The 23,810-nt window shown below is 56.4% G+C and carries 24 protein-coding genes; 12 read left to right on the plus strand and 12 right to left on the minus strand.

Features of this window, described 5'->3' with window-relative positions; translation table 11 throughout:
- Positions 1-39 precede the first annotated feature (39 nt).
- Genes I3V23_08700 through I3V23_08720 form a run of 5 tightly spaced genes read right to left on the minus strand, consistent with a single transcriptional unit; the run spans position 40 to position 5,495 of the window.
- Positions 40-1,170: a peptidoglycan DD-metalloendopeptidase family protein gene (locus I3V23_08700; protein QPI84669.1), complete on the minus strand. Its 1,131-nt coding sequence runs from the start codon at positions 1,168-1,170 to the stop codon at positions 40-42.
- Positions 1,167-2,693 (minus strand): 2,3-bisphosphoglycerate-independent phosphoglycerate mutase, encoded by a 1,527-nt coding sequence (locus tag I3V23_08705; GenBank protein QPI84670.1) that lies wholly within the window; start codon positions 2,691-2,693, stop codon positions 1,167-1,169. The genes I3V23_08700 and I3V23_08705 overlap by 4 nt, the downstream gene beginning before the upstream one ends.
- Complete coding sequence (locus I3V23_08710) at positions 2,684-3,892, minus strand: NAD(P)-binding protein (protein ID QPI84671.1); 1,209 nt, start codon at positions 3,890-3,892, stop codon at positions 2,684-2,686. The genes I3V23_08705 and I3V23_08710 overlap by 10 nt, the downstream gene beginning before the upstream one ends.
- A gap of 57 nt (positions 3,893-3,949) precedes the next feature.
- On the minus strand, positions 3,950-5,203 hold the full coding sequence (locus I3V23_08715; protein QPI84672.1) for an FAD-binding oxidoreductase: 1,254 nt from the start codon (positions 5,201-5,203) through the stop codon (positions 3,950-3,952).
- A 4-nt stretch (positions 5,204-5,207) separates the two neighbouring features.
- The gene (locus tag I3V23_08720; protein ID QPI86767.1) at positions 5,208-5,495 is read right to left on the minus strand and encodes a YggT family protein; all 288 of its coding nucleotides are present in this window, start codon (positions 5,493-5,495) and stop codon (positions 5,208-5,210) included.
- A 183-nt stretch (positions 5,496-5,678) separates the two neighbouring features.
- Between I3V23_08720 and I3V23_08725 the strand changes: the two genes are divergently transcribed.
- On the plus strand, positions 5,679-7,025 hold the full coding sequence (locus tag I3V23_08725) for an MFS transporter (protein QPI84673.1): 1,347 nt from the start codon (positions 5,679-5,681) through the stop codon (positions 7,023-7,025).
- Positions 7,026-7,038: 13 nt separating this feature from the next.
- On the plus strand, positions 7,039-7,953 hold the full coding sequence (mepA, locus tag I3V23_08730) for a penicillin-insensitive murein endopeptidase (GenBank protein QPI84674.1): 915 nt from the start codon (positions 7,039-7,041) through the stop codon (positions 7,951-7,953).
- Between the two features lie 11 nt (positions 7,954-7,964).
- Here the strand turns inward: mepA and I3V23_08735 are convergent, their stop codons facing one another.
- Positions 7,965-8,792 (minus strand): TIGR00730 family Rossman fold protein, encoded by an 828-nt coding sequence (locus I3V23_08735; GenBank protein QPI84675.1) that lies wholly within the window; start codon positions 8,790-8,792, stop codon positions 7,965-7,967.
- Positions 8,793-8,928: 136 nt separating this feature from the next.
- Between I3V23_08735 and dapD the strand changes: the two genes are divergently transcribed.
- Positions 8,929-9,759, plus strand: a complete 831-nt coding sequence (gene dapD, locus I3V23_08740; protein ID QPI84676.1) for a 2,3,4,5-tetrahydropyridine-2,6-dicarboxylate N-succinyltransferase — start codon at positions 8,929-8,931, stop codon at positions 9,757-9,759.
- Between the two features lie 245 nt (positions 9,760-10,004).
- Positions 10,005-10,910: a LysR family transcriptional regulator gene (locus I3V23_08745; protein QPI84677.1), complete on the plus strand. Its 906-nt coding sequence runs from the start codon at positions 10,005-10,007 to the stop codon at positions 10,908-10,910.
- A gap of 8 nt (positions 10,911-10,918) precedes the next feature.
- Here the strand turns inward: I3V23_08745 and I3V23_08750 are convergent, their stop codons facing one another.
- Positions 10,919-11,647: a GNAT family N-acetyltransferase gene (locus tag I3V23_08750; GenBank protein ID QPI86768.1), complete on the minus strand. Its 729-nt coding sequence runs from the start codon at positions 11,645-11,647 to the stop codon at positions 10,919-10,921.
- 22 nt (positions 11,648-11,669) lie between these two features.
- Positions 11,670-12,398, minus strand: a complete 729-nt coding sequence (locus tag I3V23_08755; protein QPI84678.1) for a competence/damage-inducible protein A — start codon at positions 12,396-12,398, stop codon at positions 11,670-11,672.
- A gap of 127 nt (positions 12,399-12,525) precedes the next feature.
- Here I3V23_08755 and map point away from each other — a divergent pair, with 127 nt between their 5' ends.
- Positions 12,526-13,353: a type I methionyl aminopeptidase gene (map, locus tag I3V23_08760; protein ID QPI84679.1), complete on the plus strand. Its 828-nt coding sequence runs from the start codon at positions 12,526-12,528 to the stop codon at positions 13,351-13,353.
- Positions 13,354-13,396: 43 nt separating this feature from the next.
- Positions 13,397-14,077: a DNA repair protein RadC gene (gene radC, locus I3V23_08765; GenBank protein ID QPI84680.1), complete on the plus strand. Its 681-nt coding sequence runs from the start codon at positions 13,397-13,399 to the stop codon at positions 14,075-14,077.
- Between the two features lie 2 nt (positions 14,078-14,079).
- On the opposite strand, the gene secA is transcribed toward radC, so the two are convergent.
- Entirely contained in the window at positions 14,080-16,782 is a 2,703-nt protein-coding gene (gene secA / locus I3V23_08770) for a preprotein translocase subunit SecA (protein ID QPI84681.1), read from the minus strand.
- Positions 16,783-16,991: 209 nt separating this feature from the next.
- On the opposite strand from secA, the gene I3V23_08775 reads away from it, so the two are divergent.
- Genes I3V23_08775 through mutT form a run of 3 tightly spaced genes read left to right on the plus strand, consistent with a single transcriptional unit; the run spans position 16,992 to position 19,499 of the window.
- Positions 16,992-17,822: a peptidylprolyl isomerase gene (locus I3V23_08775; protein ID QPI84682.1), complete on the plus strand. Its 831-nt coding sequence runs from the start codon at positions 16,992-16,994 to the stop codon at positions 17,820-17,822.
- Positions 17,823-17,844: 22 nt separating this feature from the next.
- On the plus strand, positions 17,845-19,104 hold the full coding sequence (gene argJ, locus I3V23_08780) for a bifunctional glutamate N-acetyltransferase/amino-acid acetyltransferase ArgJ (GenBank protein QPI84683.1): 1,260 nt from the start codon (positions 17,845-17,847) through the stop codon (positions 19,102-19,104).
- The gene (mutT, locus tag I3V23_08785) at positions 19,101-19,499 is read left to right on the plus strand and encodes an 8-oxo-dGTP diphosphatase MutT (GenBank protein ID QPI84684.1); all 399 of its coding nucleotides are present in this window, start codon (positions 19,101-19,103) and stop codon (positions 19,497-19,499) included. The genes argJ and mutT overlap by 4 nt, the downstream gene beginning before the upstream one ends.
- Here the strand turns inward: mutT and I3V23_08790 are convergent.
- Both I3V23_08790 and I3V23_08795 read right to left on the minus strand, forming a co-directional pair.
- Complete coding sequence (locus I3V23_08790) at positions 19,496-20,554, minus strand: ferrochelatase (protein ID QPI86769.1); 1,059 nt, start codon at positions 20,552-20,554, stop codon at positions 19,496-19,498. The genes mutT and I3V23_08790 overlap by 4 nt on opposite strands.
- Positions 20,555-20,623: 69 nt before the next feature.
- A complete protein-coding gene (locus I3V23_08795) occupies positions 20,624-21,472 on the minus strand; it encodes a methyltransferase domain-containing protein (protein QPI84685.1) in 849 nt (282 codons plus the stop codon).
- A 65-nt stretch (positions 21,473-21,537) separates the two neighbouring features.
- On the opposite strand from I3V23_08795, the gene I3V23_08800 reads away from it, so the two are divergent.
- From I3V23_08800 to I3V23_08810, 3 genes are all read left to right on the plus strand, one after another.
- A complete protein-coding gene (locus I3V23_08800) occupies positions 21,538-22,272 on the plus strand; it encodes a ComF family protein (protein QPI86770.1) in 735 nt (244 codons plus the stop codon).
- A gap of 18 nt (positions 22,273-22,290) precedes the next feature.
- Complete coding sequence (gene grxC / locus I3V23_08805) at positions 22,291-22,548, plus strand: glutaredoxin 3 (GenBank protein ID QPI84686.1); 258 nt, start codon at positions 22,291-22,293, stop codon at positions 22,546-22,548.
- Positions 22,549-22,611: 63 nt separating this feature from the next.
- The gene (locus I3V23_08810; protein QPI84687.1) at positions 22,612-23,067 is read left to right on the plus strand and encodes a MarR family transcriptional regulator; all 456 of its coding nucleotides are present in this window, start codon (positions 22,612-22,614) and stop codon (positions 23,065-23,067) included.
- On the opposite strand, the gene ubiG is transcribed toward I3V23_08810, so the two are convergent.
- Positions 23,064-23,807, minus strand: a complete 744-nt coding sequence (ubiG, locus tag I3V23_08815; GenBank protein ID QPI84688.1) for a bifunctional 2-polyprenyl-6-hydroxyphenol methylase/3-demethylubiquinol 3-O-methyltransferase UbiG — start codon at positions 23,805-23,807, stop codon at positions 23,064-23,066. The two genes, I3V23_08810 and ubiG, sit on opposite strands and share 4 nt — an antisense overlap.
- Positions 23,808-23,810 lie beyond the last annotated feature (3 nt).

Consider the following 23,810-nt stretch of genomic DNA (forward strand, 5'->3'; position numbering starts at 1 on the left):
TCATCCGTCCTTTCCGACCGCATATCTGGCGCGGCGCACTTATTCCCAATCAAACCATGGTTGCGGATCAATCGCGCCGCCATTCTGTCTCAATTCAATATAAATAGTTTCTGAAAGCGCAGCGCCAGTCTGATCTGGTGTCTCAGTGATCAAATCTGCGCGCGCGCCTGCGGCGCTTGGCATCATTCCCAAGGGTGCGCCCTGTGAAATCACGGCGCCCGCGGTCACATAAAGATCACCAAGCCCCGCAAGAATCATCAAAATATTCCCTTCAGGTTCAAGGATCACCACATTGCCATAGTCCAACAAAGGCCCCGCATAGCGCACTGTTCCAAACCACGGGGATGTCACAAGTGCCGCAGGGGCTGTGGCTAATAACAAACCGGGGCGGCTGATGCCTGCCGCATCTTGGGCCTCGAACCCATTGAGCAACACCCCAAAAACGGGCAAAGGCACTGCGCCGCGTGCATCACTGAACCCGCGCATAGCGCTATCTTCGGGCGCAGGGGCTTGCGCCAATAAATCAAGAAACGCGTCCAATGTGTCGACTGCTTCGACAATCTGGCGCAAGGCGTCTTCGCTCAGCGCAAAGCGATCAGGGGCTTCACGCCGTTCCGCCACTGCGGCGGCGAGACTGGCGCGGGCGGTTTGCACTTCGGACAAAGCCGCCTCCATCTGCAGCACAGCACCCGATTGCAAACGGGACAAGGTGGCGATCTGGTCCAATTCCTGCCGCAACGCAATCGCTTCAGCCGCAAGCGCTGGGGTCACATCCGCAAGCACCATCCCCGCACGGGCCGAAGCAACAGGCCCATTGGGGTGCATCAAACCAACGGGGCTTGGCTCGGCTGCGATCCGCTGCATGGCCATAAGCAGCCCTGATAATTTGGCGCTCTCCGTATCCAAACGCGATTCGATTGCCCTTTGTGCAAGCGCGGCACGGCGCACGGCCTCGCGCAGGGTCAATAAACCATGTTCATAGCCCTTAATCGTCTGGGTCAGGGCCGCAATGCGATCACTGGCACTCTGGGCATTGGCAAGGGCTGTGGCCGCGGCTTCTAATTCAAGGATAGCCGCTTCGGCCGCCTCGCTTGGGTCAATCTCCGCATGCAGCGCCACAGGCGCGCAAATCAAAAACACCGACAAGAGAAGGCTAAAGCGCGCTTTCATCGCAACAGCGACTGCCCCGTCATTTCAGGCGGTTGCGGCAGGCCCATTAGGGAAAGAACAGTTGGCGCCAAATCCGCCAATCGACCATCTGCAAGGCTTGTGCCTTCGGGCGCGCCATACACCACAACAGGCACGAGATTGACGGTATGTGCCGTATGAGGGCCACCTGTCACAGGGTCGATCATCGTTTCGCAATTGCCATGATCCGCCGTCACAATCATCGCACCGCCTTTACCCTCAAGGGCCGCCAAGGCCGCGCCAAGGCCTTGATCCACCGCCTCGCAAGCAGCGATTGCGGCGCCCAAATCCCCCGTATGCCCCACCATGTCAGGATTGGCGTAATTCACCACGATCAGGTCATACTCCGCATTAATCGCGGCAACCAAATTTTGGGTCACCTCAGCGGCGCTCATCTCGGGTTGCAGATCATAGGTCGCCACTTTTGGCGAGAGCGGCATAAACCGATCCTCCCCCTCAGCCGCACTTTCTTGGCCGCCATTGAGAAAGAAGGTCACATGCGGATATTTCTCTGTTTCAGCAATCCGAAATTGACGCAAACCATGGGCCGCAACCCATTCACCGAGCGTGTTTTTCAATTCCTGCTTGGGAAAAACCACCTGCATATAGCGATCATGGTCGGTCGAATAATTCACCATCCCCAATCGCGCCGAGAGATCAGGGCGAGGGCCACGCGCAAATCCTGTGAACTCAGGCGCGCAAATTGCGGCCAATATTTCGCGCGCGCGGTCTGCGCGGAAATTCACAAAAAACAGACCATCGCCTGCCGCCATGCCTGAATAGTCATCAATCACTGTTGCGGGCAGGAATTCATCAGTTTTCTCAGCCCCATAGCCTTGATCAATCGCCGCCTGCGCGGACGAGGCTTTTGCGCCTTTGCCTTCGACCATTGCGCGATAGGCGGTCTCGACCCGTTCCCATCGATTGTCGCGATCCATCGCAAAATAGCGCCCCGTGACAGTTACAATGCGCGCGCGGTCGGGCAATCCCGCCTCAAGCCCCGCGATCTGGTCTTTTGCGGATTTCGGGGCTACGTCCCGCCCATCGGTGATCGCATGGATCACCACCTCAAGCCCTGCATCTGCACAGGCCTGAACAGCAGCCAAAATATGCGCCTGATGGGCATGCACACCACCGGGGGAGGCAAGCCCCGCAATGTGAGCGCGTCCCTTCGCGGCTTTGACAGTCGCGATGAACTCTTGCAATGCTTGGTTGCGAAAGAAGGAGCCATCCTCAATCGCCAGATCAATTTGGCCCAAATCCATGGCCACCACGCGCCCTGCGCCGATATTGGTATGGCCCACCTCGGAATTTCCCATTTGCCCCGTTGGCAAGCCGACATCAGGGCCGAAGGTCACCAAGGTCGCATTGGGGCAGGTGGACATCAGCCGATCAAAGTTTGGGGTTTTGGCCTGCAACGGCGCGTTGCCTTCGGCCTCTGTGCCGATACCCCACCCATCCAAAATGCACAAAATCACAGGTTTTTTCTGGGTATTCACGCGCATTGCGGTGCCTTTCTGCCAACCTGCCCCGTTTCTAGGATGGGTTGGACAGAGAGGCAAGTTTCAACCTCAGGCGCAAAGACGGGGGGGCGCTGCCCCATGCGCAATGCGGCCACTGCCGAGCGCGCCAAACTGCGCGCTTCGCGGATGGCAACATCCATGTCTAAATAGCGATAAGTGCCAAGCCGACCCGCAAAGCTGACGCCATGTTGACCCAAGGCTGCCGCGATATACCGCCCAAGCTGCGCCTTCTCGCGCGCAAGGCGCACAGGGTAATATGGGGTATCATTCGGCCCCGCCTCGAACGGATATTCACGGGTGATAACGCTGCCCCGCACCGCACGTTCAGGCGCGAAGTGGCGATGCTCGGTGATCCGTGTCCATGGCACATCTGGGGCGGGATAATTCATCACGGCAAGGGCTTGGGCAGGGTCAGGCAGGCGCTCATGCTCAAACCGCAGACTGCGATAGGCTAAATGCCCGTGCTGATGCTTAAAATACGCATCAATCGGCCCCGTCCAAAACACATGATCAAATCCCCCACTGTCCTGCGCCGTGACAAGCTGACCCAAATGCAGGGCAATATTCGGATGCGCGAGCATCGCCGCGACAACCGCGCTATATCCTTCGGCGGGGATCGCTTGGATCGGGTGATTGAAATAATCTGCTCGCATCGTAAAACGAACAGGCAGACGCGCAAAAACGGAAGCAGGCAGGGCGTGCGCGGGGCGACCCCATTGTTTCTCGGTATAGGGTTTGAAAAACGCCTGATAGAGAGCGGGGCCAATCTGCGACAGGGCCGCCTCCTCAAAATTCTGTGGGTTTGAAATGGGGATACACTGCGCCGCGATAAAGCGGCGCGCCGCCTCTGAGGTAAAGTTGTGACCAAAGAATTGGTTGATCGTGGCAAGGGTGATTGGCAAGGGAAAGACCTGCCCGCGTAAAGACGCATCCACCCGATGCCGATAGGGCATAAACGCCCCAAACCGCCGAATAAACGCCCAAGTTGCGAGATCAGCCGTGTGAAAGATATGCGGCCCGTGGCAATGGATCATGACCCCCGTCTCAAGATCGATTTTTGTGGCACAATGCCCGCCCACATCATTGCGCGCTTCAATCACGGTGACCTTCAGCCCCGCCTCCGCACATTCACGCGCGAGCGTGGCCCCTGAGAACCCTGCACCAACCACCAAAACGGGCATTCTGCGCCTCCATATTGCCGAGGGCAGAATGAGGCTCAGGGGTTAATGGGCCATGAATCAAAGAAAAGAGCGTGCCGCCGATAATCCGCCAATCGCCAAATTGGGCTGCCGCCCCTCAAGGAGATCAGCCACAATCCGCCCCGTCACACCCGCCAAAGTGAGGCCCAAATGTTGGTGGCCAAAGGCGTGGATAATCTTTGAGGAGCTTGGGCTTGGCCCGATAACAGGCAAGGCATCAGGCAAGGTAGGCCTGCATCCCATCCATGTGGCATCAGGCGCGGGCAGATCGCCCCATAACTCGGCCCCTTTGCGCGCGATATAATCCAAACGGCGCGGGTTTTGTGGTGCGTTCAGGGCCGCAATCTCAACGGTTCCCGCCAAACGCAGACCTTGCGCCATAGGGGCGGTATAGAACCCACCCTCAACCCAACCCACGGGGCGCAAGGCATAATGGCCAAGATCTTTATATATCAGGTGATAGCCCCGTTCGGTTTGCAAGGGCAGATGCTCCGCACCGCCGCCTTTGATCTGCGCCGAATAGGCCCCTGCGGCCAGAACAACCCGCGCCGCGGTGACATCATCCTGCCCAAGGTGCACCCGCACCTGCGCGCCTTCATCGCTAAGTTCGGTCACCGCTTTGGCGATCGTCTGCCCACCCAATTCGGTAAATTTCTGATGCAATCTTTGCGTCAAAAGCAGCGGATCGCGGATATGGCGCGCGAGCGGATAATAGACCCCACGCGCGGGTTGAAAGGCCAAGGCAGGTTCCATCGCATGAGCTTCGGCCCCGCTTAATTCCTCAAAGGGAATGCCTTGGTCGCGGCGAAACTTGAGGCCCGCCCGATCTGCATCGGCAGCAGTCGCGCTGCGCCAGACTGTCAATTGCCCATTTGCAATAATCAAATCCTCTGCCGCGGCGGCCTCAATCAGAGGGTTCAACCCCGCATCGGCATGGGCCAACAGTGCCGCCAATTCCTGCGCAATCTGGCGGGATTTCGTAGCGCGACAATTGGCCAAGAATTTCATCATCCAGATCGGATGGCGCAGCGCATGACCCCAAGACAAAGCAAGCGGGCTGTCATTTGAAAACAGATAATAGGGCAGATTTGCAAAGACGGATGGGTCATTGACGGGCAGGCAGGCATAGGTGGCTAAAGTGCAGGCATTGCCCGAACTTGCCCCTGATCCAACGGGGGCAGGATCAATCAAGGCCACCGATTGCCCACGCATCTGCGCCCAAAGCGCGCTGGCCACGCCCACCACACCCGCGCCAACAATAACGGCGTCAAAATGGGACCGGGGCGTGGACATAGGCCTACATGAACATCATGGCATTGTTGCGCAGGATGATCTCAAGCGCGTAGATCCCCAAGATCACAATCAGCGGTGCCAAATCTAGCCCACCCATTTGGGGCAAAACACGGCGAATGGGGCCATAAATCGGCTCAAGGAGGTTCGAAAGACCTTGCCAAATTTGATAGACCAAAGGCTGCCTAATGTTCAGCACACCGAAATTGATCAGCCAGCTCATGATGATATGGGCGATGATGATATAGGTCGCCACATTGAGCAGCAGCATCAAGATCATGAAGAGCGAAGTCACGGCAAAGGCCCCTTCCATCGGAAATCCCAGTTCGAATGATCTAAGCCCTGTCCAACCTAAGCGCAAGGGATCGGGCATTTTTGCCGATTTTTAAGCTGCTTTTATACCATCCTTTCGGATTCCCTTTGCCAAATCGAGAAAGCCCTCCACAGTAACGATAACAGAACGGCCATGGCGGGCAGGATGATCGAAAGTAAGAAACGCATCTATGGATGGTGGGCGTTTGACTGGGCAAGTCAGCCCTATAACACGCTGCTTCTGACCTTCATTTTCGCGCCCTATATCGCGCAAGTCTTAGGTGATGGCACCCGCGCCCAAAGCCTTTGGGGCTATAGCATCGGGGCGGCAGGCCTATTGATTGCCATCGCTGCGCCTATATTGGGCAAAATCGCAGATCACACTGGGCGCAAATTGCCGTTCATTTGGGTATTTTCCGCCTTTTACGTCATCGGCGCATGGGGCTGTTGGTTTGCTGCACCCGATGGAATGCAAATCTGGGTGGTTTTGATCCTCTTTGCCCTCGGCCTTTTTGGGATGGAATGCGCCACGATTTTCACCAATGCGCTGATGCCTGACCTTGGCCCACGCGCGCAAATGGGGCGCATCTCTGGGACAGGATGGGCCCTTGGGTATCTGGGCGGATTGGTGGCGATGATCCTGATGCTCGGATTTTTCGCCGAAAACGCCGAAACGGGGCGCACGCTTTTTGGCCTATCACCCGCTTTTGGTCTGGACGCCGCCGCGCGCGAAGGGACACGCGCCGTGGGGCCCTTTACCGCGCTTTGGTATGTGATCTTTATGATCCCCTTCTTTCTTTGGGTGCGAGAACCGCACAAGCCCAAGCCGCACTCTGGCCCAAGCCTTGGTCAAACCATGCGCCAAGCACTGCCTGAGCTTGCACGCTCGCTGAAATCCTTGCGCCATCATCCAAGCCTGCTGCGCTATCTGCTCTCATCTATGTTCTACCGCGATGCTTTGAACGGTCTTTATGCCTTTGGCGGCATTTATGCGGCGGGTGTCTTGGGTTGGTCGATCACAGATATCGGAATTTTCGGGATTCTTGCCATCATCTCGGGGGCCGTTGCGGCATGGATTGGCGGCAAATGGGATGATCGTTTCGGGCCATACCAGATCATTTGGTGGTCAGTTCTGTGCCTAACTGGTCTATCCCTTCTCATCCCCTTTATCGGGCGCGATAGCCTATTTGGTCTTGCGCTTGCCGAAGGCTCAAACCTGCCAAGCCTAATGTTCTACCTGATCGGCATCGGCATTGGCGCGGCAGGCGGTATCGTGCAAAGCGCATCCCGCCATATGATGCTGCGCCAAGCGGATCCTGCCGCAATAACCGAACATTTTGGCCTTTATGCCCTCGCAGGAAAGGCCACAGCTTTCCTCGCCCCATTTCTCATTGCGGTGATGACCTCCCTCACCAACAGTCAAAATTGGGGTGTAACGCCGCTGATTATGCTATTCTTACTGGGGTTATGGCTGTTGCGCGGGGTGAATGCCGATCCGCGGCAGCACGAATAGGGGAAATCAGGCCATGCGCAAATATATCGCCTCTATCGGTTTGTGTCTCATCGCGGTTACGGCCTGCGCCCCAAGCGCACCGCCTGTGGCCAATGATCTGCCGCAGGTGACACTCTCAAGTGCTGATCTGAGCCGCGAAGCACGGCTTGTCTTTGGCAATCTGCCAACGCCCACCACAACAGCCGCAAATGTGTTCGGCGCCTATGCAGGCGGATGCGTGGCAGGGGCCGTGCAACTGGCCGAAACAGGGCCGACATGGCAGGCAATGCGACTGTCGCGCAATCGCAACTGGGCCCACCCTGACACAGTCGCGTTCGTCCAAGACCTAAGCGCAAGAATGGCGGCTGCAACCTCTTGGAGCGGTCTATATATTGGCGATATGAGCCAGCCACGCGGCGGGCCTATGCTGTCAGGCCATGCCAGCCATCAATCGGGGCTTGATGCGGATATCTGGCTCTTGCCCGCGCGCAATCTGAACCTATCGCGAGCCGCGCGTGAAAACCTGTCCTCTATTTCGATGCAGGCGCAACGCGGCGCAGCCGTGAATGAAAATTGGACGGAGGAACACGCCACGCTGATCCGCCTTGCCGCCAGTGATCCGCGCGTGTCGCGCATTTTCGTCTTTCCAGCCGCAAAGGTCTGGATGTGCGAAAATGAGACAGGGGATCGCAGCTATCTGCGGAAAATCCGGCCGTGGTTTGGCCATCACTACCATATCCATGTGCGCCTAAACTGCCCGCGTGGCGCAAGCGATTGTGAGGCGCAAGATGTGCCGCCTGTGGGGGATGGCTGCGAAGATGCGCAGGCTTGGGTCAACAATATTTTGAACCCGCCGCCCCCTGACCCCGATGCGCCTGATCCCGAACCACGCCGCGCCCTGCGGCTTGGTGATTTGCCTGCACAATGTCAGGCAATCAGTCAGTTGTAGCGCCCGAAACCTTAACGGCCTGGAATGCCGCCGCGCCGTCCTGATAGGGGCCATGTGTCGATGACGTCTAGCGCCTCTTCCGCGGTTTCCACGAAACGGAAGAGGTCGAGATCCTCAGGTGAAATCGTGCCGATCTCGACCAGCATGTCCCAATCGACAAGGCGCGTCCAATAATCTCGGCCAAACAGAAGCACGGGCACCTGCTCCATTCGCCCTGTTTGGATCAAGGTCAGGCTTTCGAACAGCTCATCCATCGTGCCAAAACCGCCTGGAAAAATCGCAAGCGCACGCGCGCGCAGCAGGAAATGCATTTTGCGAATGGCGAAATAGTGAAAATTAAAGCTCAACTCAGGTGTGACATAAGCATTGGGGGCCTGCTCGTGGGGCAGCACGATATTAAGCCCAACGGAAACACCGCCCGCCTCATGCGCGCCGCGATTGCCTGCCTCCATCACGCCCGGGCCACCGCCCGTGACAATGACATTCTCACCGCGCGCACCGCGCTGGGTGATTTGATAGGCAAAACGGCGGGCCTCCTCGTAATAACGGGCCATTGCGGCAATCGCGGGGGGTTTGCCGTCTGTGGCGTCAGGCGCAGGAATGCGCGCACCGCCAAACAGAACAATGGTTGACCGAATGCCTTCTGCATCCATCCCCATTTCGGTCTTCAAAAGCTCAAGCTGAAGGCGCACAGGGCGCAGCGCGTCCTGACACAGAAAATCAGGGTCTGCGAAGGCAAGCCTATAGGCGGGACTTTGGGTTTGCGGCGTGTCTGGCGTGCGGTCGGCTTCGCGCAAATCCAAACCTGCATCCCGCATCAGATGTTTCTTGCTGCTCATCGCTTGTCTCCCCCTGTTCTGGCCATATTTAACTCATACCAATATTCGCACCATGCGGCCAGAGGGCGGCGCGTTGCGCAAAGCCCCCCTTGGCGCTATAGCGCCTGTCAAACAGCCCGAGCTAAGGATAAAGCCTATGACCGATATTCAGAAACTGGAAACGGCGATTGAAGCCGCGTGGGACGCGCGCGACAGCATCACGCCTGCAACCACTGGCGAAACCCGTGATGCGATTGAAGAAACCCTCAGCGCCCTCGACCAAGGCAGCTTGCGCATTGCAGAGCGCGGCGGTGATGGCACATGGCATGTCAATCAATGGGCAAAGAAAGCCGTTCTTTTGGGCTTCCGCCTGAAGGATATGGAAATGCAATCGGGCAGTCCTCAAGGCGGCAGTTGGTGGGATAAGGTCGACAGCAAGTGGAAGGACTGGTCAGACAACGATTGGAAATCCGCAGGCTTCCGTGCAGTTCCAAATTGTGTTGTGCGCCGGTCTGCCTATATCGCGCCTGGCGTTGTTCTGATGCCGTCCTTCGTAAACCTTGGCGCCTATGTCGACAGCGGCACAATGGTTGATACATGGGCCACGGTCGGGTCTTGTGCGCAGATCGGCAAGAATGTCCATCTGTCGGGCGGCGTGGGTATTGGCGGCGTTTTGGAGCCAATGCAGGCAGGCCCCACCATCATCGAAGATAACTGCTTTATCGGCGCGCGCTCCGAGGTGGTCGAGGGCGTGATCGTGCGTGAAGGCTCGGTTCTAGGGATGGGCGTCTTCATCGGCCAATCCACCAAGATCGTGGATCGCGAAACAGGCGAGGTCTTTTACGGCGAGGTTCCACCTTATTCGGTGGTTGTTGCAGGCTCTATGCCCTCAAAGAACGGGATCAACCTCTACTGTGCTGTCATCGTAAAACGCGTTGATGAGAAAACCCGCTCTAAAACGGGTATCAACGAGCTGCTGCGGGACTAAATCGCGAAGCAGGTATCACATTCAAAACGGGTCGCAGGCGCGGCCCGTTTTTTTGCGGCAACTGTTAACGATGCGGCAACAAAATCGGCAGGATTACGGCAAATCACGGAAATTACGCCCAAATTTGCCTTTTTGCCCTCAACACTCCCTCATAATTCCCGCCTTTAGTCCGTTCTTTTCCCCAATAGCGCCCCATTTGGAAACGATGCTGCGAGGGAAGTCGAACAATGCCCAAAGGACGAAAGATGGACAGATTGACCGAAATGGAAGCCTTCGCCATGGTTGTGAACCAAGGTGGCTTCACCGATGCGGCGCGCAAGATGGGTATCTCGAAATCCGCCGTGTCCAAGCATATTTCATCGCTCGAAACCCGTTTGGGTGCGCGGCTATTAAATCGCACCACCCGCCGCGTCAGCCCGACCGAGATCGGTCTAGCCTATTATGATCGCGCCTGTCGCGTTCTCAATGATGCGGGCGATGCTGATGCGATGGTCTCCTCTATGCAGTCTGCACCATCGGGGCTGTTACGCGTGACCGTCCCCACTGATTTTGGGTCTGGTCATCTCTCGCCCCTCATTGGCGGTTTCCTCAAAGCCTATCCGCAAGTGTCCGTCAGCATGGTTTTGGAAAATCGTCATGTAGAACTGATTTCTGAGGGGTTTGATGTTGCTATCCGCATGGGTGAGATGGAGGACAGCACACTCAAAGCCCGCCGTATCTGTGACACCACAATGCGCATGATCGGATCCCCTGCCTATTTCGCGTCACATGGTCATCCCGAACGGATTGAAGACCTCAATGAACATCGCTTGCTGCACTTCTCGAATGAAGCGCAGGGAAATGTTTGGAAACTCTTGGCCCCATCAGGGGAGCGGCGTTTTGTGCGCTCCACAGGCGCATTGACCGTCAATGACGGGCAAGCCTTGTTGAAAGCGGCAATCGGCGGTTTTGGTATCGCCTTTTTGCCAAGCTTCCTCTTTGGCGAGGCGCTGCGGGCAGGCGAAGTGGAAGAAGCGATGCCACATCTGCCGATGGAAATACAAAGCCTGCACGCAGTTTACCCACCTGGGCGCTATACACAGCCCAAATTGCGCGCCTTCATTGATTTTCTGGTTGATCAGTTCAAAGACAAAGGCCCAATGGATTGGTGATCAATCTCTCAGGCATCTTCGGGGTGGATTTGATAGTGATAAGCACTGACCACCTCGAAGCCCATGGATTGATAAAGCCCATTTGCCGCTTGATTGGCCTTGGTCGTCACAAGTGTTAACCAATTCGCCCCTTCCGCCTGTGCCCAATGCGCCATGTGCCACATAACACGCCGCCCCACGCCCTGACGGCGGGCCGATTGGGCGGTTTCGACCGCGTGCACCATGGCGATATCTCCATCGCAGGCGATAAAGCCAGTCGCGGCAATGCGATCCTGCTGCCGCGCAAAAACTGTGGTTTTCGGAGCGCACGCCCGCGCCATGACCTCTAGGCGCGCGGGCCCTATCCCGCCATCAGCCCAAATTGCCGCTTGCGCGGCCAAGGGCGGCCAAAGGGCAAAGCACTCAGACAGCGCAGGCAGATCCCGCCCGCGCAGATCCATCGCGTAAAACCATACAGGATCTTTGATCTGATAGCCGCGTGCCCCAAGGGCGGCATCCAAAGCGGATTGGCTTTCGCGAATAATAAACAAGCGCGGCTGTCCCATAGCCTGCATGCGGGCCTCGGCCTTGTTGAGCGTTGCCTCATCGGGCGTATCTTGGCCGTCCCAACTGGCCGCAGATACGCGACTGCCGCCGCCTGCCCCCTCACGAAAGGTCAAAAGCCCATCAGTTTGGTAAGTTCTGGCGGGCCAAGTGGCATCTAACGCCATAAACAAACGGCCCTCATCAGGCAGCATGTCGGAACAGGCCGCGCCCATATCAAACGCCCTGCGGAAAAGCGCGCGCCATTTCTGCAATGGCACGTTGAAGCATCCCCTCATCGGCACTGCGCAGCACGATATTTGCCCCATACACCCCGTTCAATTGATAGGGGTAAGAGCCGATTGAAACATCGGGAAATTGGGCAGCAATTTCGCCCAAAGGCCCCGCAATATCACCTTCGCCCATCTCTAGGCGGATGCTGTGGCTGATCAAGGGCGCGCCACCTGTCAAGCGCGGCATGACCGAAGCCACCATCGCCTGAAAGACCGAAGGCACCCCCGCCATCACATAGACATTTTCGATCTGAAACCCGGGTGCGGTGGAGACGGGATTATCGATCAAAGCCGCGCCATCGGGAATGCGCGCCATGCGCAGGCGGGCTTCGTTCAACTCTTGCCCGCGGGCATCATAATGGGCTTGCAACAACGCCCGCGCATCCGCCCGAACATCAATATGCACGCCAAAAGCCGCCGCAACCGCGTCAGCGGTGATATCGTCATGCGTTGGCCCAATACCGCCCGAAGTAAACACATGATCATAAGACCCGCGCAGCGCATTGAGGGCCTCTACAATACCCGCATGATCATCAGAGACGATGCGCACCTCTTTCAGCGCAATCCCTTTTGCGGTCAATTCATTGGCCAAATGGTGCATATTCGCATCGCGTGTGCGTCCTGATAGGATTTCATCCCCGATCACCAACATCGCTGCGGTTGGTTGTGCCATTTTGAGAACCCCCCACTTGTCATGCACCCTGCCTGCGGTATAGGCCAAGCCCTGTCATGCCGCAACGCGTCATCGCGTGGCGGGGTTGGCTAGAATTCAAGCGCCAAAAACCGTAATCTGGTGCGAGATGACAGGAGCAGATGTTTTGGACGATTTCAAAGGCCGCGTGACCAAAGACGGAATTCGCATTCACGATGATGCAGGCTTTGCTGGGATGCATGCAGCGGGCGCACTGGCCGCGCGCATTCTGGACGACATCGCGCCCATGGTAGAGCCAGGTGTCACGACCGAAGCTTTAGATCAAGCGATTGAGGATATGGTCAATGCGGCGGGCGCGAAATCAGCAACCATCGGATATCGTGGGTATAAACATGCAAGCTGCATCTCGGTGAACCATGTGGTCTGCCACGGCATCCCTAGCCCCAAAACCCTTAAGGATGGGGATATCCTGAATATTGATGTAACCGTTATCGTGGATGGGTGGTTTGGCGACACAAGCCGCATGTATGTGGCCGGCAATCTGAACCGCAAAGCAGAACGCCTGATCCAAGTGACCCATGACGCCCTATTCAAAGGGATTGAGATCGTGCGTCCTGGGGCCACGTTCGGGGATATTGGCCATGCGATTCAAACCTATGTCGAAGCCAATCGCATGAGCGTGGTGCGTGATTTCTGCGGTCATGGGTTGGGTCAGGTCTTTCACGCACCGCCAAATGTTCTTCATTATGGCCGCGCGGGCACAGGCCCCGTCTTGGAAGAGGGGATGTTCTTCACCATTGAGCCCATGGTGAACCTTGGCCGTCCCGAAACCAAAGTTTTGGCAGATGAATGGACAGCCGTGACACGGGATAAATCCCTCTCCGCACAGTTTGAACATTCGATTGGGGTGACAGCGGACGGGTTTGAAATTTTCACCCTGTCACCCTCTGGGAAATTCCACCCCACTTGGGGGTGATCTGCTTAATTGCTGATTAACCATTCTGATGGATGGTGCGGGCATGACAAAGCCCGAGTTGACCCTTGCCCATAGCCGCACCGCGCCCCTGCCGAAATTGCGCAGGGTTGCGGTTGATGCCGCACAGCATGATCTTCTCGCGCGGCTATTGGCGGCGGCGGCGCCAAACGCACCCTCTGCGCGGATGGCGGCCACGCTGTTACGACAACATGGCAGCCTTGCGCGCGTTCTTTGCGCCAGTGACCAACGCCTAAAATCCGTCAGCCATATGACCGAAGACACGATTGCCCATTTACGCCTAACGCAGGCTGTGGCGGAAACGATTACCCGCAAACAGCTTGATGACCGCCCGATCTTAGGCTCATGGCAAACGGTGATGGAGTATTGCCGCGCAACCATGGCGCACCGTGATGTTGAGGAGGTGCGGGTTTTCTACCTTGACCGCAAAAACCACCTGATCGCAGACGAACAGCACAGCCGCGGCACCGTGGATCACGCGCCCTTCTATCCCCGCGAAGTTATCAAGCGCGCGCTTGAGATGAGCGCCTCGGCACTGGTTGTGGTTCACAATCATCCGTCAGGCGACCCGACCCCAAGCACAGGCGATATTGCCCTGACCCGACAGTTGGGTGAGGCAAGCAAAATGATGGGTCTGACCCTGCATGATCACATCATCATCACGCCAAGCGGCGAGGTCAGCTTTCGCGCGGAGGGTCTGATTTAAAATCAGGCCAAACGCCCGTGACAATGCTTGAACTTCTTTCCCGATCCACAGGGGCAGGCATCATTGCGGCCAAGATTGCCCCATGTTTCTGGGCGCGTCTCATCAAAGCCTGTATCATCACCGCTTGCTTTTGCTTCAGCCTCATCCGCGGCTTTCAAGGCGGCTTGCTGCTGCGCTGCGGCCTGTGCCTGCAATTGACGGATCAATTCTGCCTGCTGCTCGGGGCTGAGCGGTTGGATGCGGCCAAGTTTCTGCGTCACTTCCTGACGAAGCCCATCCAACAGGCCCTCGAACAATTGAAACGCCTCGGATTTATATTCGTTCAAAGGATCACGCTGCGCATAACCACGGAATGCCACGACTGAACGCAAATGTTCCAATTTCAATAGGTGATCGCGCCATTTCTGATCGATTGTCTGCAACAATACCTGTTTTTCAATATTGCGCATCTGCTCGGCACCAAAGGCAGTGGCTTTGTCGTTCATGAATTTATCGGCGGCTTCCTCAAGCCGTTCAATCACCACGTCCTGATCTACGCCGTCTTCTTCAGCCCATGCGGGGATCGGAAGATCGAGTGACAATGTCTCGCGGCAGGCCTGTGCCATCGCCTCAACATCCCACTGATCTGCATAGGATCGCGGTGGCATATAAGTGTCGACCATATCGGCGATCACCTCATAGCGCATATCCTTGACGATATCCTCGATATCATCGGAGGCCATGATATCCATACGCTGGCCAAAGATGACTTTGCGCTGTTCATTCATCACATCATCGAATTTCAGCAACTGCTTGCGGATGTCGAAGTTGCGCCCTTCAACCTTGGCCTGCGCGCGCTCCAAGGATTTGTTGACCCAAGGATGCACAATTGCCTCACCCTCGGCCAGACCGAGCGTGGTCAACATCTTTTCAAGACGTTCTGACCCAAAAATCCGCATCAGATCATCTTCGAGCGATAGGTAAAACGCTGAACGACCCGGATCGCCCTGACGGCCCGAACGACCGCGCAACTGGTTGTCGATACGGCGGCTTTCATGCCGCTCGGTTGCCAAAACATACAGACCACCTGCGGCCTTCACGGCCTCTTCATCGGCTTTGTGGGTTTCTTCAATTTCAGCGCGCAGTTTTTCAGGGTCAGCATCAGGATTCGCGGCGATGGCATCCATCACCTTCAACTCGACATTGCCGCCCAGTTTAATGTCAGTTCCGCGCCCCGCCATATTGGTCGCAATAGTGATCGCGCCCAATTTGCCCGCATCTGCCACAATCTGCGCTTCCTGCTCATGCTGACGCGCGTTCAAAACATTATGCGGCAACTTTGCCTTGGTCAAAAGGCCGCTCAGCATCTCGGATTTCTCAATCGAGGTTGTGCCGACCAAAACAGGTTGGCCCTTTTCATGCGCTTCGCGGATCGACTCTACGATGGCGTTATATTTCTCGGCGGCGGTGCGATAGACCTGATCATGGTCATCAATCCGCGCCACAGGGCGATTGGTTGGAACCTCAACAACGCCAAGTTTGTAAATTTCAAAAAATTCTTCGGCCTCAGTCGCCGCTGTGCCCGTCATACCACCCAATTTTTTGTAGAGGCGGAAGTAATTTTGGAATGTCACCGAAGCCAAGGTCACATTCTCAGGTTGGATCGCAACGCCTTCCTTGGCTTCGATGGCCTGATGCAGACCATCAGACAGGCGCCGACCTGGCATCATACGACCCGTGAATTCATCGACCAAGACCACCTCATCGCCGCGCAACAGATAATCGCGATCTTTGAGATACACCTTATGCGCCCGCAGCGCGCAGGTCGCGTGATGCACAAGCGATGTGCTTTCAGGGTCATAGAGGCTTTGCCCCTCAGGCAAGAGGCCCGCTTCGGCAAGGCGCTGCTCAAGAAAGTCATTGCCTTCCTCGGTCAAGGTCGCGTTTCGCGTTTTCTCGTCCAGCGTATAGTGCTCTTCGGTCAGCTCAGGGATCACTTTGTCAATCGCCACATAAAGATCGGAACGATCTTGAGATGGGCCAGAAATGATCAAGGGCGTGCGCGCCTCATCGATGAGGATCGAGTCGACCTCGTCCACAATCGCGAAATTGTGACCGCGTTGCGCCATCTCAGGCAGCGATCCGCGCATATTGTCCCGCAAATAATCGAACCCAAGCTCGTTATTGGTCGCATAGGTGATGTCGGCGGCATAGGCCTCGCGCTTTTCGGCTTCGGGCTGGCGCGGATAAACCACGCCCGTTGTCATGCCAAGCGCGGCGAAAACCTTGCTCATCCATTCCGCGTCTCGCCGTGCAAGGTAATCGTTCACAGTGACAACATGCACACCCTCGCCGCTCAAAGCGTTGAGATAGGCGGGAAAGGTCGCAACCAAAGTTTTCCCTTCGCCTGTCTTCATCTCGGCAATATTCCCTTGGTGCAGGAAAATGCCGCCCATCAACTGCACATCAAAGGCGCGCAAACCCAAAGCGCGCTTGGCGGCTTCGCGGCAATTGGCAAAGGCCTCGGGCAATAGCGCATCAAGGCTCTCACCATTGGCGTGGCGCTGGCGAAGTTCTTCGGTCTTTGCGATCAGCCCTGCATCATCGAGGGCGACAAACTCAGGCTCAAGTGCGTTGATCTTTGCAATAAGCGGCCTTTGAGCCTTGACCAATCGATCATTTGAACTGCCAAAAATCTTCTTTGCGATAGATCCAAGCCCAAGCATGCAAAACGCCTTATGTCAGAATTGATCCACGCTGTGGCAGACCCAATAGAATGTGATCTCCGCTCGGGTTGTTTGCATCCGCGCGGCGGTCTAGAAGACCCATCAAGGAAGCTGTGCCAACGTCCCCAACCGCAATGGGACATAAGCGCCCGCTTTTGGCCTGTCAACGTGGGCGCGAAGGATTACGCCCGTAATAAAAGGACTGTTCTATGAAACGCATGCTTGTCTCCGCCGCAATTTCCCTCTCCCTCGCAGCCCCAGTGGCGGCGCAAGACGCCAGCACGGTCTTGGCAACGGTCAACGGCACCGACATCACTTTGGGTCATTTGATTGCAATGCGCGCGATGCTGCCCGCGCAATATCAAGAATTGCCAGACGAGGTTCTTTATAATGGAATGTTGGATCAGCTGATCCAACAGGAGGTGGTCGCAGACTCGCTGCGCGGCTCGGAAGACGCGCGCACAAAACTGACCATGGAAAACGAAGATCGTGCGTTTTTGGCCAGTGTCGCCATTGATGCGATTGCCTTTGACACAATCGCAGATGCGGATGTCCAAGCCCTCTATGACGCAAATTTCGCGGATGCAGGCGGTGATCTGGAATGGAATGCAAGCCATATTCTGGTCGCAACCGAAGAAGAGGCGCAAAACCTGATTGACCAATTAAATGATGGCGCTGATTTCGTTGCTTTGGCGCAAGAATTCTCAACAGGCCCCTCTGGCCCAAATGGCGGCGCTTTGGGGTGGTTCGGCACTGGTATGATGGTGCCAGAATTTGAAACTGCCGTAGCAGACCTAGAGGCCGGGGAAATTTCCGCGCCTGTCCAAACCCAATTTGGTTGGCACGTTGTGAAATTGAACGAGTCGCGCATCAGTGCGCCCCCCGCGCCAGAAGATGTGCGCGCCGATCTTGAGGAAGAATTGCGCCGTCAGCGCGTTGACGCCTATCTTGCGGAATTGACCGAAGCGGCAGAGATCACGCGGCCAGAGGTTGAGATTGACATGAGCCTCATCCGCAACATTGATCTTTTGACACAGTAACCCCTCTTACATAGGCCCGATCATGGCAAAAGCCCCGCTTCCTGTCTCCCCCCTCGCCCCAAAAGGTGGGTTTCCTGAATTGCCCCGCATTGATGGGGTGCGCTTTGCCAGTGGCGCGGCGGGGGTGCGGTATCAAAACCGCACCGATGTCATGTTGGTCGAGATTTGTGCAGGGGCGTCAGTGGCAGGTGTCTTTACCAGATCCTCCACGCGCTCCGCACCTGTCCTTGATTGTGAGCGCAAGTTGGCCGCTTTGGGGGAAAGCAGCGATCAAGGCTTTGGAATTGTAGTAAATTCTGGAAATTCCAATGCCTTTACAGGCCGCGCAGGCGATCAAACGGTCGAGGCGGTAACCGCCGAAGCGGGCCGTGTTTTGGGTATTCCTGCCGCTCATGTGTTCAGCGCGTCAACGGGGGTGATTGGCGAGCCCTTCGCCCCCGAAAAAATTACGCATATCTTGGCGGAATTGGCGGGCAAACTGGATGCTGACGGGGCAGATGGTGCGGCGCGAGCGATTATGACCACCGACACTTTCCCCAAAGGCGCGACAGAAACCCTGACCCTCTCGGGCCATGAGGTGAAAATCGCGGGCTTTGCCAAAGGCTCGGGCATGATCGCGCCAGATATGGCCACAATGTTGGCCTATGTCTTTACCGATGCCGCAATTTCGCGTGCCGCGCTGCAATCCATGTTATCGCAAGCCACCAAACGCAGCTTTAACGCGGTGACAGTGGACAGCGACACCTCAACCTCGGACAGTTTGATGGTGGCCGCGACAGGCAAGGCAGGTAATCCCCAGATTGCCGATTTGGACAGCACAGATGCAAAGGCGTTTTATGCGGCCCTTGAGGCGGTTCTCAAAGACCTTGCCTTGCAATTGGTGCGCGATGGGGAAGGCGCAACCAAACTGATTGAAGTGCAGGTCACCGGCGCGGCAAATGACGCGGATGCAGATCGCGTTGCCCGCGCGATTGCCAACAGCCCACTCGTGAAAACCGCGGCGGCGGGCGAGGACCCAAATTGGGGCCGTGTTGTCATGGCGGTCGGGAAATCTGGCGCAGTCGCGGATCGTGACCGCCTGACCATCAAGTTCGGTGATATTTTGGTGGCCGAAAATGGCTGGGTCAGCCCCGATTACCGCGAAGAACAAGGGGCCGCCTATATGAAACAGCAGGAATTGCGGATCGCCGTGGATATGGGCCTTGGCATGGGGGCGGCGACAGTTTGGACCTGTGACCTGACCCATGGCTATATCAGCATCAATGCGGATTATCGCTCATGAAAACGGTGCTTGTCTCTGCAGCGGCGTTGATTGATGGCGAGGGTCGTGTGCTTTTGGCGCAACGGCCTGAGGGGAAATCCATGGCCGGTCTTTGGGAGTTTCCGGGCGGTAAGGTCGAAGAGGGCGAAACGCCCGAGGCCGCCTTGATCCGAGAATTGCACGAGGAATTGGGCATTGAAACGTGGCAAAGCTGCCTTGCGCCATTATGCTTTGCCAGCCACAGCTATGAGAAATTCCATCTGCTTATGCCGCTTTTTGCCTGCCGCAAATGGGGCGGTATCCCGCAATCGCGCGAAGGGCAGGCGCTGAAATGGGTCCGCGCAAAAGATTTGCGCGACTACCCGATGCCACCTGCAGATATCCCTTTGATTCCGATCCTGCGCGACTGGCTTTAGCCGCCAATCCACCCTTTGAGGTGATCCTGCGCGACAGCAACCAATGCCTTGATATGCGCATCATCATCGTTGAGGCAGGGGATGTAGGTAAACTGCTCGCCGCCCGCCTCTTCAAAGCTTTCGTGGATTTCTTCGTTGATCTCTTCCAAAGTCTCGATGCAATCGGCCGAGAATGCAGGGGCAATCACCGCAATCTTTTTCTTGCCCGCCTCGGCCAATCGCGCCACTTCTTCGACTGTGTAGGGCTTGAGCCACTCTTCGGGGCCAAAACGGCTTTGGAACGTCGTGACAATCTCACCGTCAGACCAACCCAAACGCTCTTTCAGCAGGCGTGAGGTTTTTTGGCACTGGCAATGATAGGGATCGCCCTCCATCAAATACCGCTTGGGAACGCCGTGATAGGAGGCCACCAAGACATCAGGTCGGTCTTCAATCTTTGCATAGGCCCGCTCAACCGACTGCGCCAAAGCCTCAATATAGAGCGGATGCTCGTAATAGGCCTCGACTGTGCGCACGGTCGGTTGCCATTTGATATCCGTGAGTGCCCGAAAGAATTGGTCGCATGCTGTGGCCGAAGTCGCGCCCGCATATTGAGGATAAAGGGGGAAAAACAAGATTTTCGTGCAACCTTTTGCAACCAGCTCATCCACTTTGGACTTGGTCGATGGGTTGCCATACCGCATGCAGAAATCCACCTCGACCTGATCGCCATAAAGCGCCGCCATTTCAGACTTAATCTTTGCGGTCTGATCTTTGGTAATGGTCATCAGCGGGCTTTCGCCCTGCTCTTCATTCCAAATAGATTTATAAGCCGCCCCCGAAGAAAACGGACGCTTGGTCAAAATCACCAATTGCAAAAGTGGTTGCCAAATCCACGGGCTGTAATCAATCACGCGGCGATCTGAGAGGAATTCGTTCAAATAGCGGCGCATTGACCAGTAATCATAATGATCTGGCGTGCCCAAATTTGCCAAAAGCACACCAATCTTGCCGAACTTCACCTTTGGGTGATCAGCGGGTGCATGGGGCAGAGCAGGTTCGGTCGCGTTTTGCATCATATTCATCTTTTATCGCACTTCTTTCTTCAGCCTGACTAACCCAGACAACAAAAAACGGCCACCCTTTTACGACCCGTTTTCCACGGGTCGGGCGGTTTCATCAAATTCGGTCACGCCAAGCGCGTCTGCCAATCTCGCCTGCGCCGATCCAGGTCGAAGCGGCTTTTGTTGACTGGCATCTGGTTTCCATCCTGAAAGGAATACGATCTCAACAGTGGATCGGATGCGATTTTCTTCGAACGGATAAGTTTTTTTATAAATCTCATCGGCGCGCGTGAATAAATCACGCGGGGGGGCGGCGCGGTGACGCGCGTCAAGCACATTGGTTTCCCCCATATCGCGCAAATCGCCAATCAGATGAAAAATATCCCGATAACTGATGGTTTTGCGCAATGTATCGGCCACAGGCAGGGCGAACCCCGCACGCCCTAAGAGCCCGCCCATATCACGCAAATCCCCCATCGGGGCCACGCGCGGCGACAAGCCGCCCATTACAGCAATTTCGGCTTGGCGCAGAACATCTCGCAATTCGGTCAGACTTTCGCCGCCAAAAAACACCCCGAGAAACAGCCCATCAGGTTTCAGCGCACGGGCCGCTTGCACAAGTTGCCCCACGGGATCATCGGCCCAATGCAACGCCATCGCGTGGATCACCAGATCATGGGCCCCTTCGGTCAAGCCCAAGTCATCTTGGGGCAGAACGCGGGGGGCATCGGGCATAAAATCTGCCCAATACTCCACAAAAGGCGCGATCAAAACGGGCGCGGTAAAGCGCCTGTTAACGTCTGCCAGTCTTTCTTCAAGCTCAAGCTTGACCTCGTCATGCAAAAACCCAGCCCGATCCAATCGCGCACGCGCGCGGGCACGGGCCAAGGCCTGCGGGTCGGTCAACTTTGGCGGAAGGGGTTCAGTCACGACTATGGTCTCAGGCTTTTTGAAAACTTAGAGGGGTTATGTAAGTGTTCGCGTCCCGTTTGCAAATCCTTGATCGGGCCAAAACATGGGCCTTTCCGCCTGATTGCCTGCGCTGCGGTGACAGGGTTGAAATCCCTTATGGTCTTTGTGGCCCCTGTTGGGCGGAGGCTCAATTTATTGGCAAATCCTGCTGTCACGCCTGCGGCGATGAATTGATTGGCGAGGAGGCTGCGCCGAGTGATCTTTGTGATGCATGTCTCATGCGCCCGCCGCCATGGGATGCAGGCCGCGCCGTGCTGCGATATGAGGGGACAGGACGCGCGCTTGTGCTTGCCCTCAAACATGGCGACCGCGCCGATATTTGCCGTGCGGCCAGCTCTTGGATGGCGGAAAAGGCGCAAGAGTGGCTTGGTCAAAACCCGCTTCTGGTTCCCATCCCCCTACACCCGTTGCGTTTGCTGCAGCGGCGGTTCAATCAATCCGCTCTCCTCGCGCATCATATCTGCAGAACGCCCCAGTTCCGTGAACACGCAATCACCTGCCTGCCTGATGCGTTATATCGTCTGCGCAGAACGGCCTCCCAAGATGGGCTGGGCGCGGAAGCCCGTTTTGCCAATTTAGACGAGGCGCTGGCCCTAACCCCGCGCCATTGTGAAAGGCTGCGGGGACGGGCGATCATTTTGATTGATGATGTGATGACCTCAGGCGCGACCCTTTGGTCTGCAACCCACGCCTTGCGCTTGGGCGGCGCAGGGCCGATATATGTGCTGGTGATGGCCCGCGCTACAAAAGCAGCGTAGCAGATAGGAGACAGGCAGATGGCACAGATTGAAATCTACACAAGCCCACTTTGCGGCTATTGTCACGCTGCCAAACGCCTTTTGGCAAGCAAGGATGTCAGCTTTGTCGAGACTGATGTCAGCCGTGACCCAAAACTGCGCCAAGATATGATGGCACGCGCCCATGGTCGGCACACTGTGCCGCAGATTTTTATCAATGACCAACATATAGGCGGTTACGATGATCTTGCGGCACTTGAGCGTCAGGGCAAGCTTGATCCGTTGCTTTCTGCGTAAATTTCTAGTGTTTTTAACGATTTCCCTTGCGCCGAAAGGCTGGCATAGGGTCTAGTCCGCGCCATGAGTGACACCAGTGATCCCCTCTCTATCGCGCTGTTCAGCGAATTGTTCATGGCTGATCAATTGGCCCGAAACCGCCTGTCCAAAGCGCTGCCAAAAGGTATGGAACTGAGCCATTTTTCTGTGCTGAACCACTTGGCCCGCGCCAATGAGGAACGCACACCTGCACAGCTTGCGCGGCTGTTTCACGTCACCCGTGGTGCCATGACCAACACGCTGAACCGCTTGGAATGGGCGGGACATATCCATATCCGTCCCGATTGGGACGATGCCCGCCGTAAATTTGTGACCATCAGCCCCGCGGGGCGTTCCGCGCGCGATGCAGCGCTACAGGCGATTGCACCGATTTTGTCGGATACGATCGAAGCCATCGGTGCGGCCAAAGTTCGCGCAGCCCTGCCTGTTTTGCGCGAGATGCGGGTGCGCCTTGAAGATGATGCCGACCTGCGCGGTTAGGGGCGAATGGATGCGGTGACGTAATTCACCGACAAATCGCGATCCGAGATCGACCAACCCCAAGAAATCGGATTGAACACATAGCCCTTGCGATCCACGGGCCTCAGCCCTGCAATCTCGATCATTTTGAATAACTCATCGGGCGTGATGAATTTTGACCATTCATGCGTGCCTTTTGGCAGCCAACGCATGATATATTCCGCGCCCACAATCGCCATGGCAAAGCTTTTGGGATTGCGGTTGATGGTTGAGCACAGCATCAGCCCGCCTGATTTCAGCAAATCATGGCAAGCAGTCAAATAGGCCTGCGGATCGGCCACATGTTCAACCACTTCCATATTGAGGACGACATCGAATTGCTCGCCTGCTGCGGCAAGGGCCTCAGCGCTTGTGTGGCGATAATCAATCGTCAGGCCTGATTGCTCGGCATGAACCCGTGCCACAGGAATGTTGCGCTCAGCCGCATCTGCGCCCACCACATCAGCGCCAAGCCGTGCCATGGGTTCAGATAGAAGCCCACCCCCACAGCCAATATCCAAGAGACGCAGCCCCTCAAAGGGTCGCTCAGCCGTTAGATCCCGCCCGAATTCGGCCGCGATCTGGCGCGTGATATAGTCAAGCCGCACAGGGTTCATCATGTGCAACGGTCGGAATTTCCCGTTTGGATCCCACCATTCGGCGGCCATCGCCTCGAATTTTGCGATTTCCGCAGGGTCAATTGTGCCAGTCTTGTCCGTCATTCT

This window comes from Rhodobacterales bacterium HKCCA1288, assembly GCA_015693905.1.
Classification (GTDB): domain Bacteria; phylum Pseudomonadota; class Alphaproteobacteria; order Rhodobacterales; family Rhodobacteraceae; genus M30B80.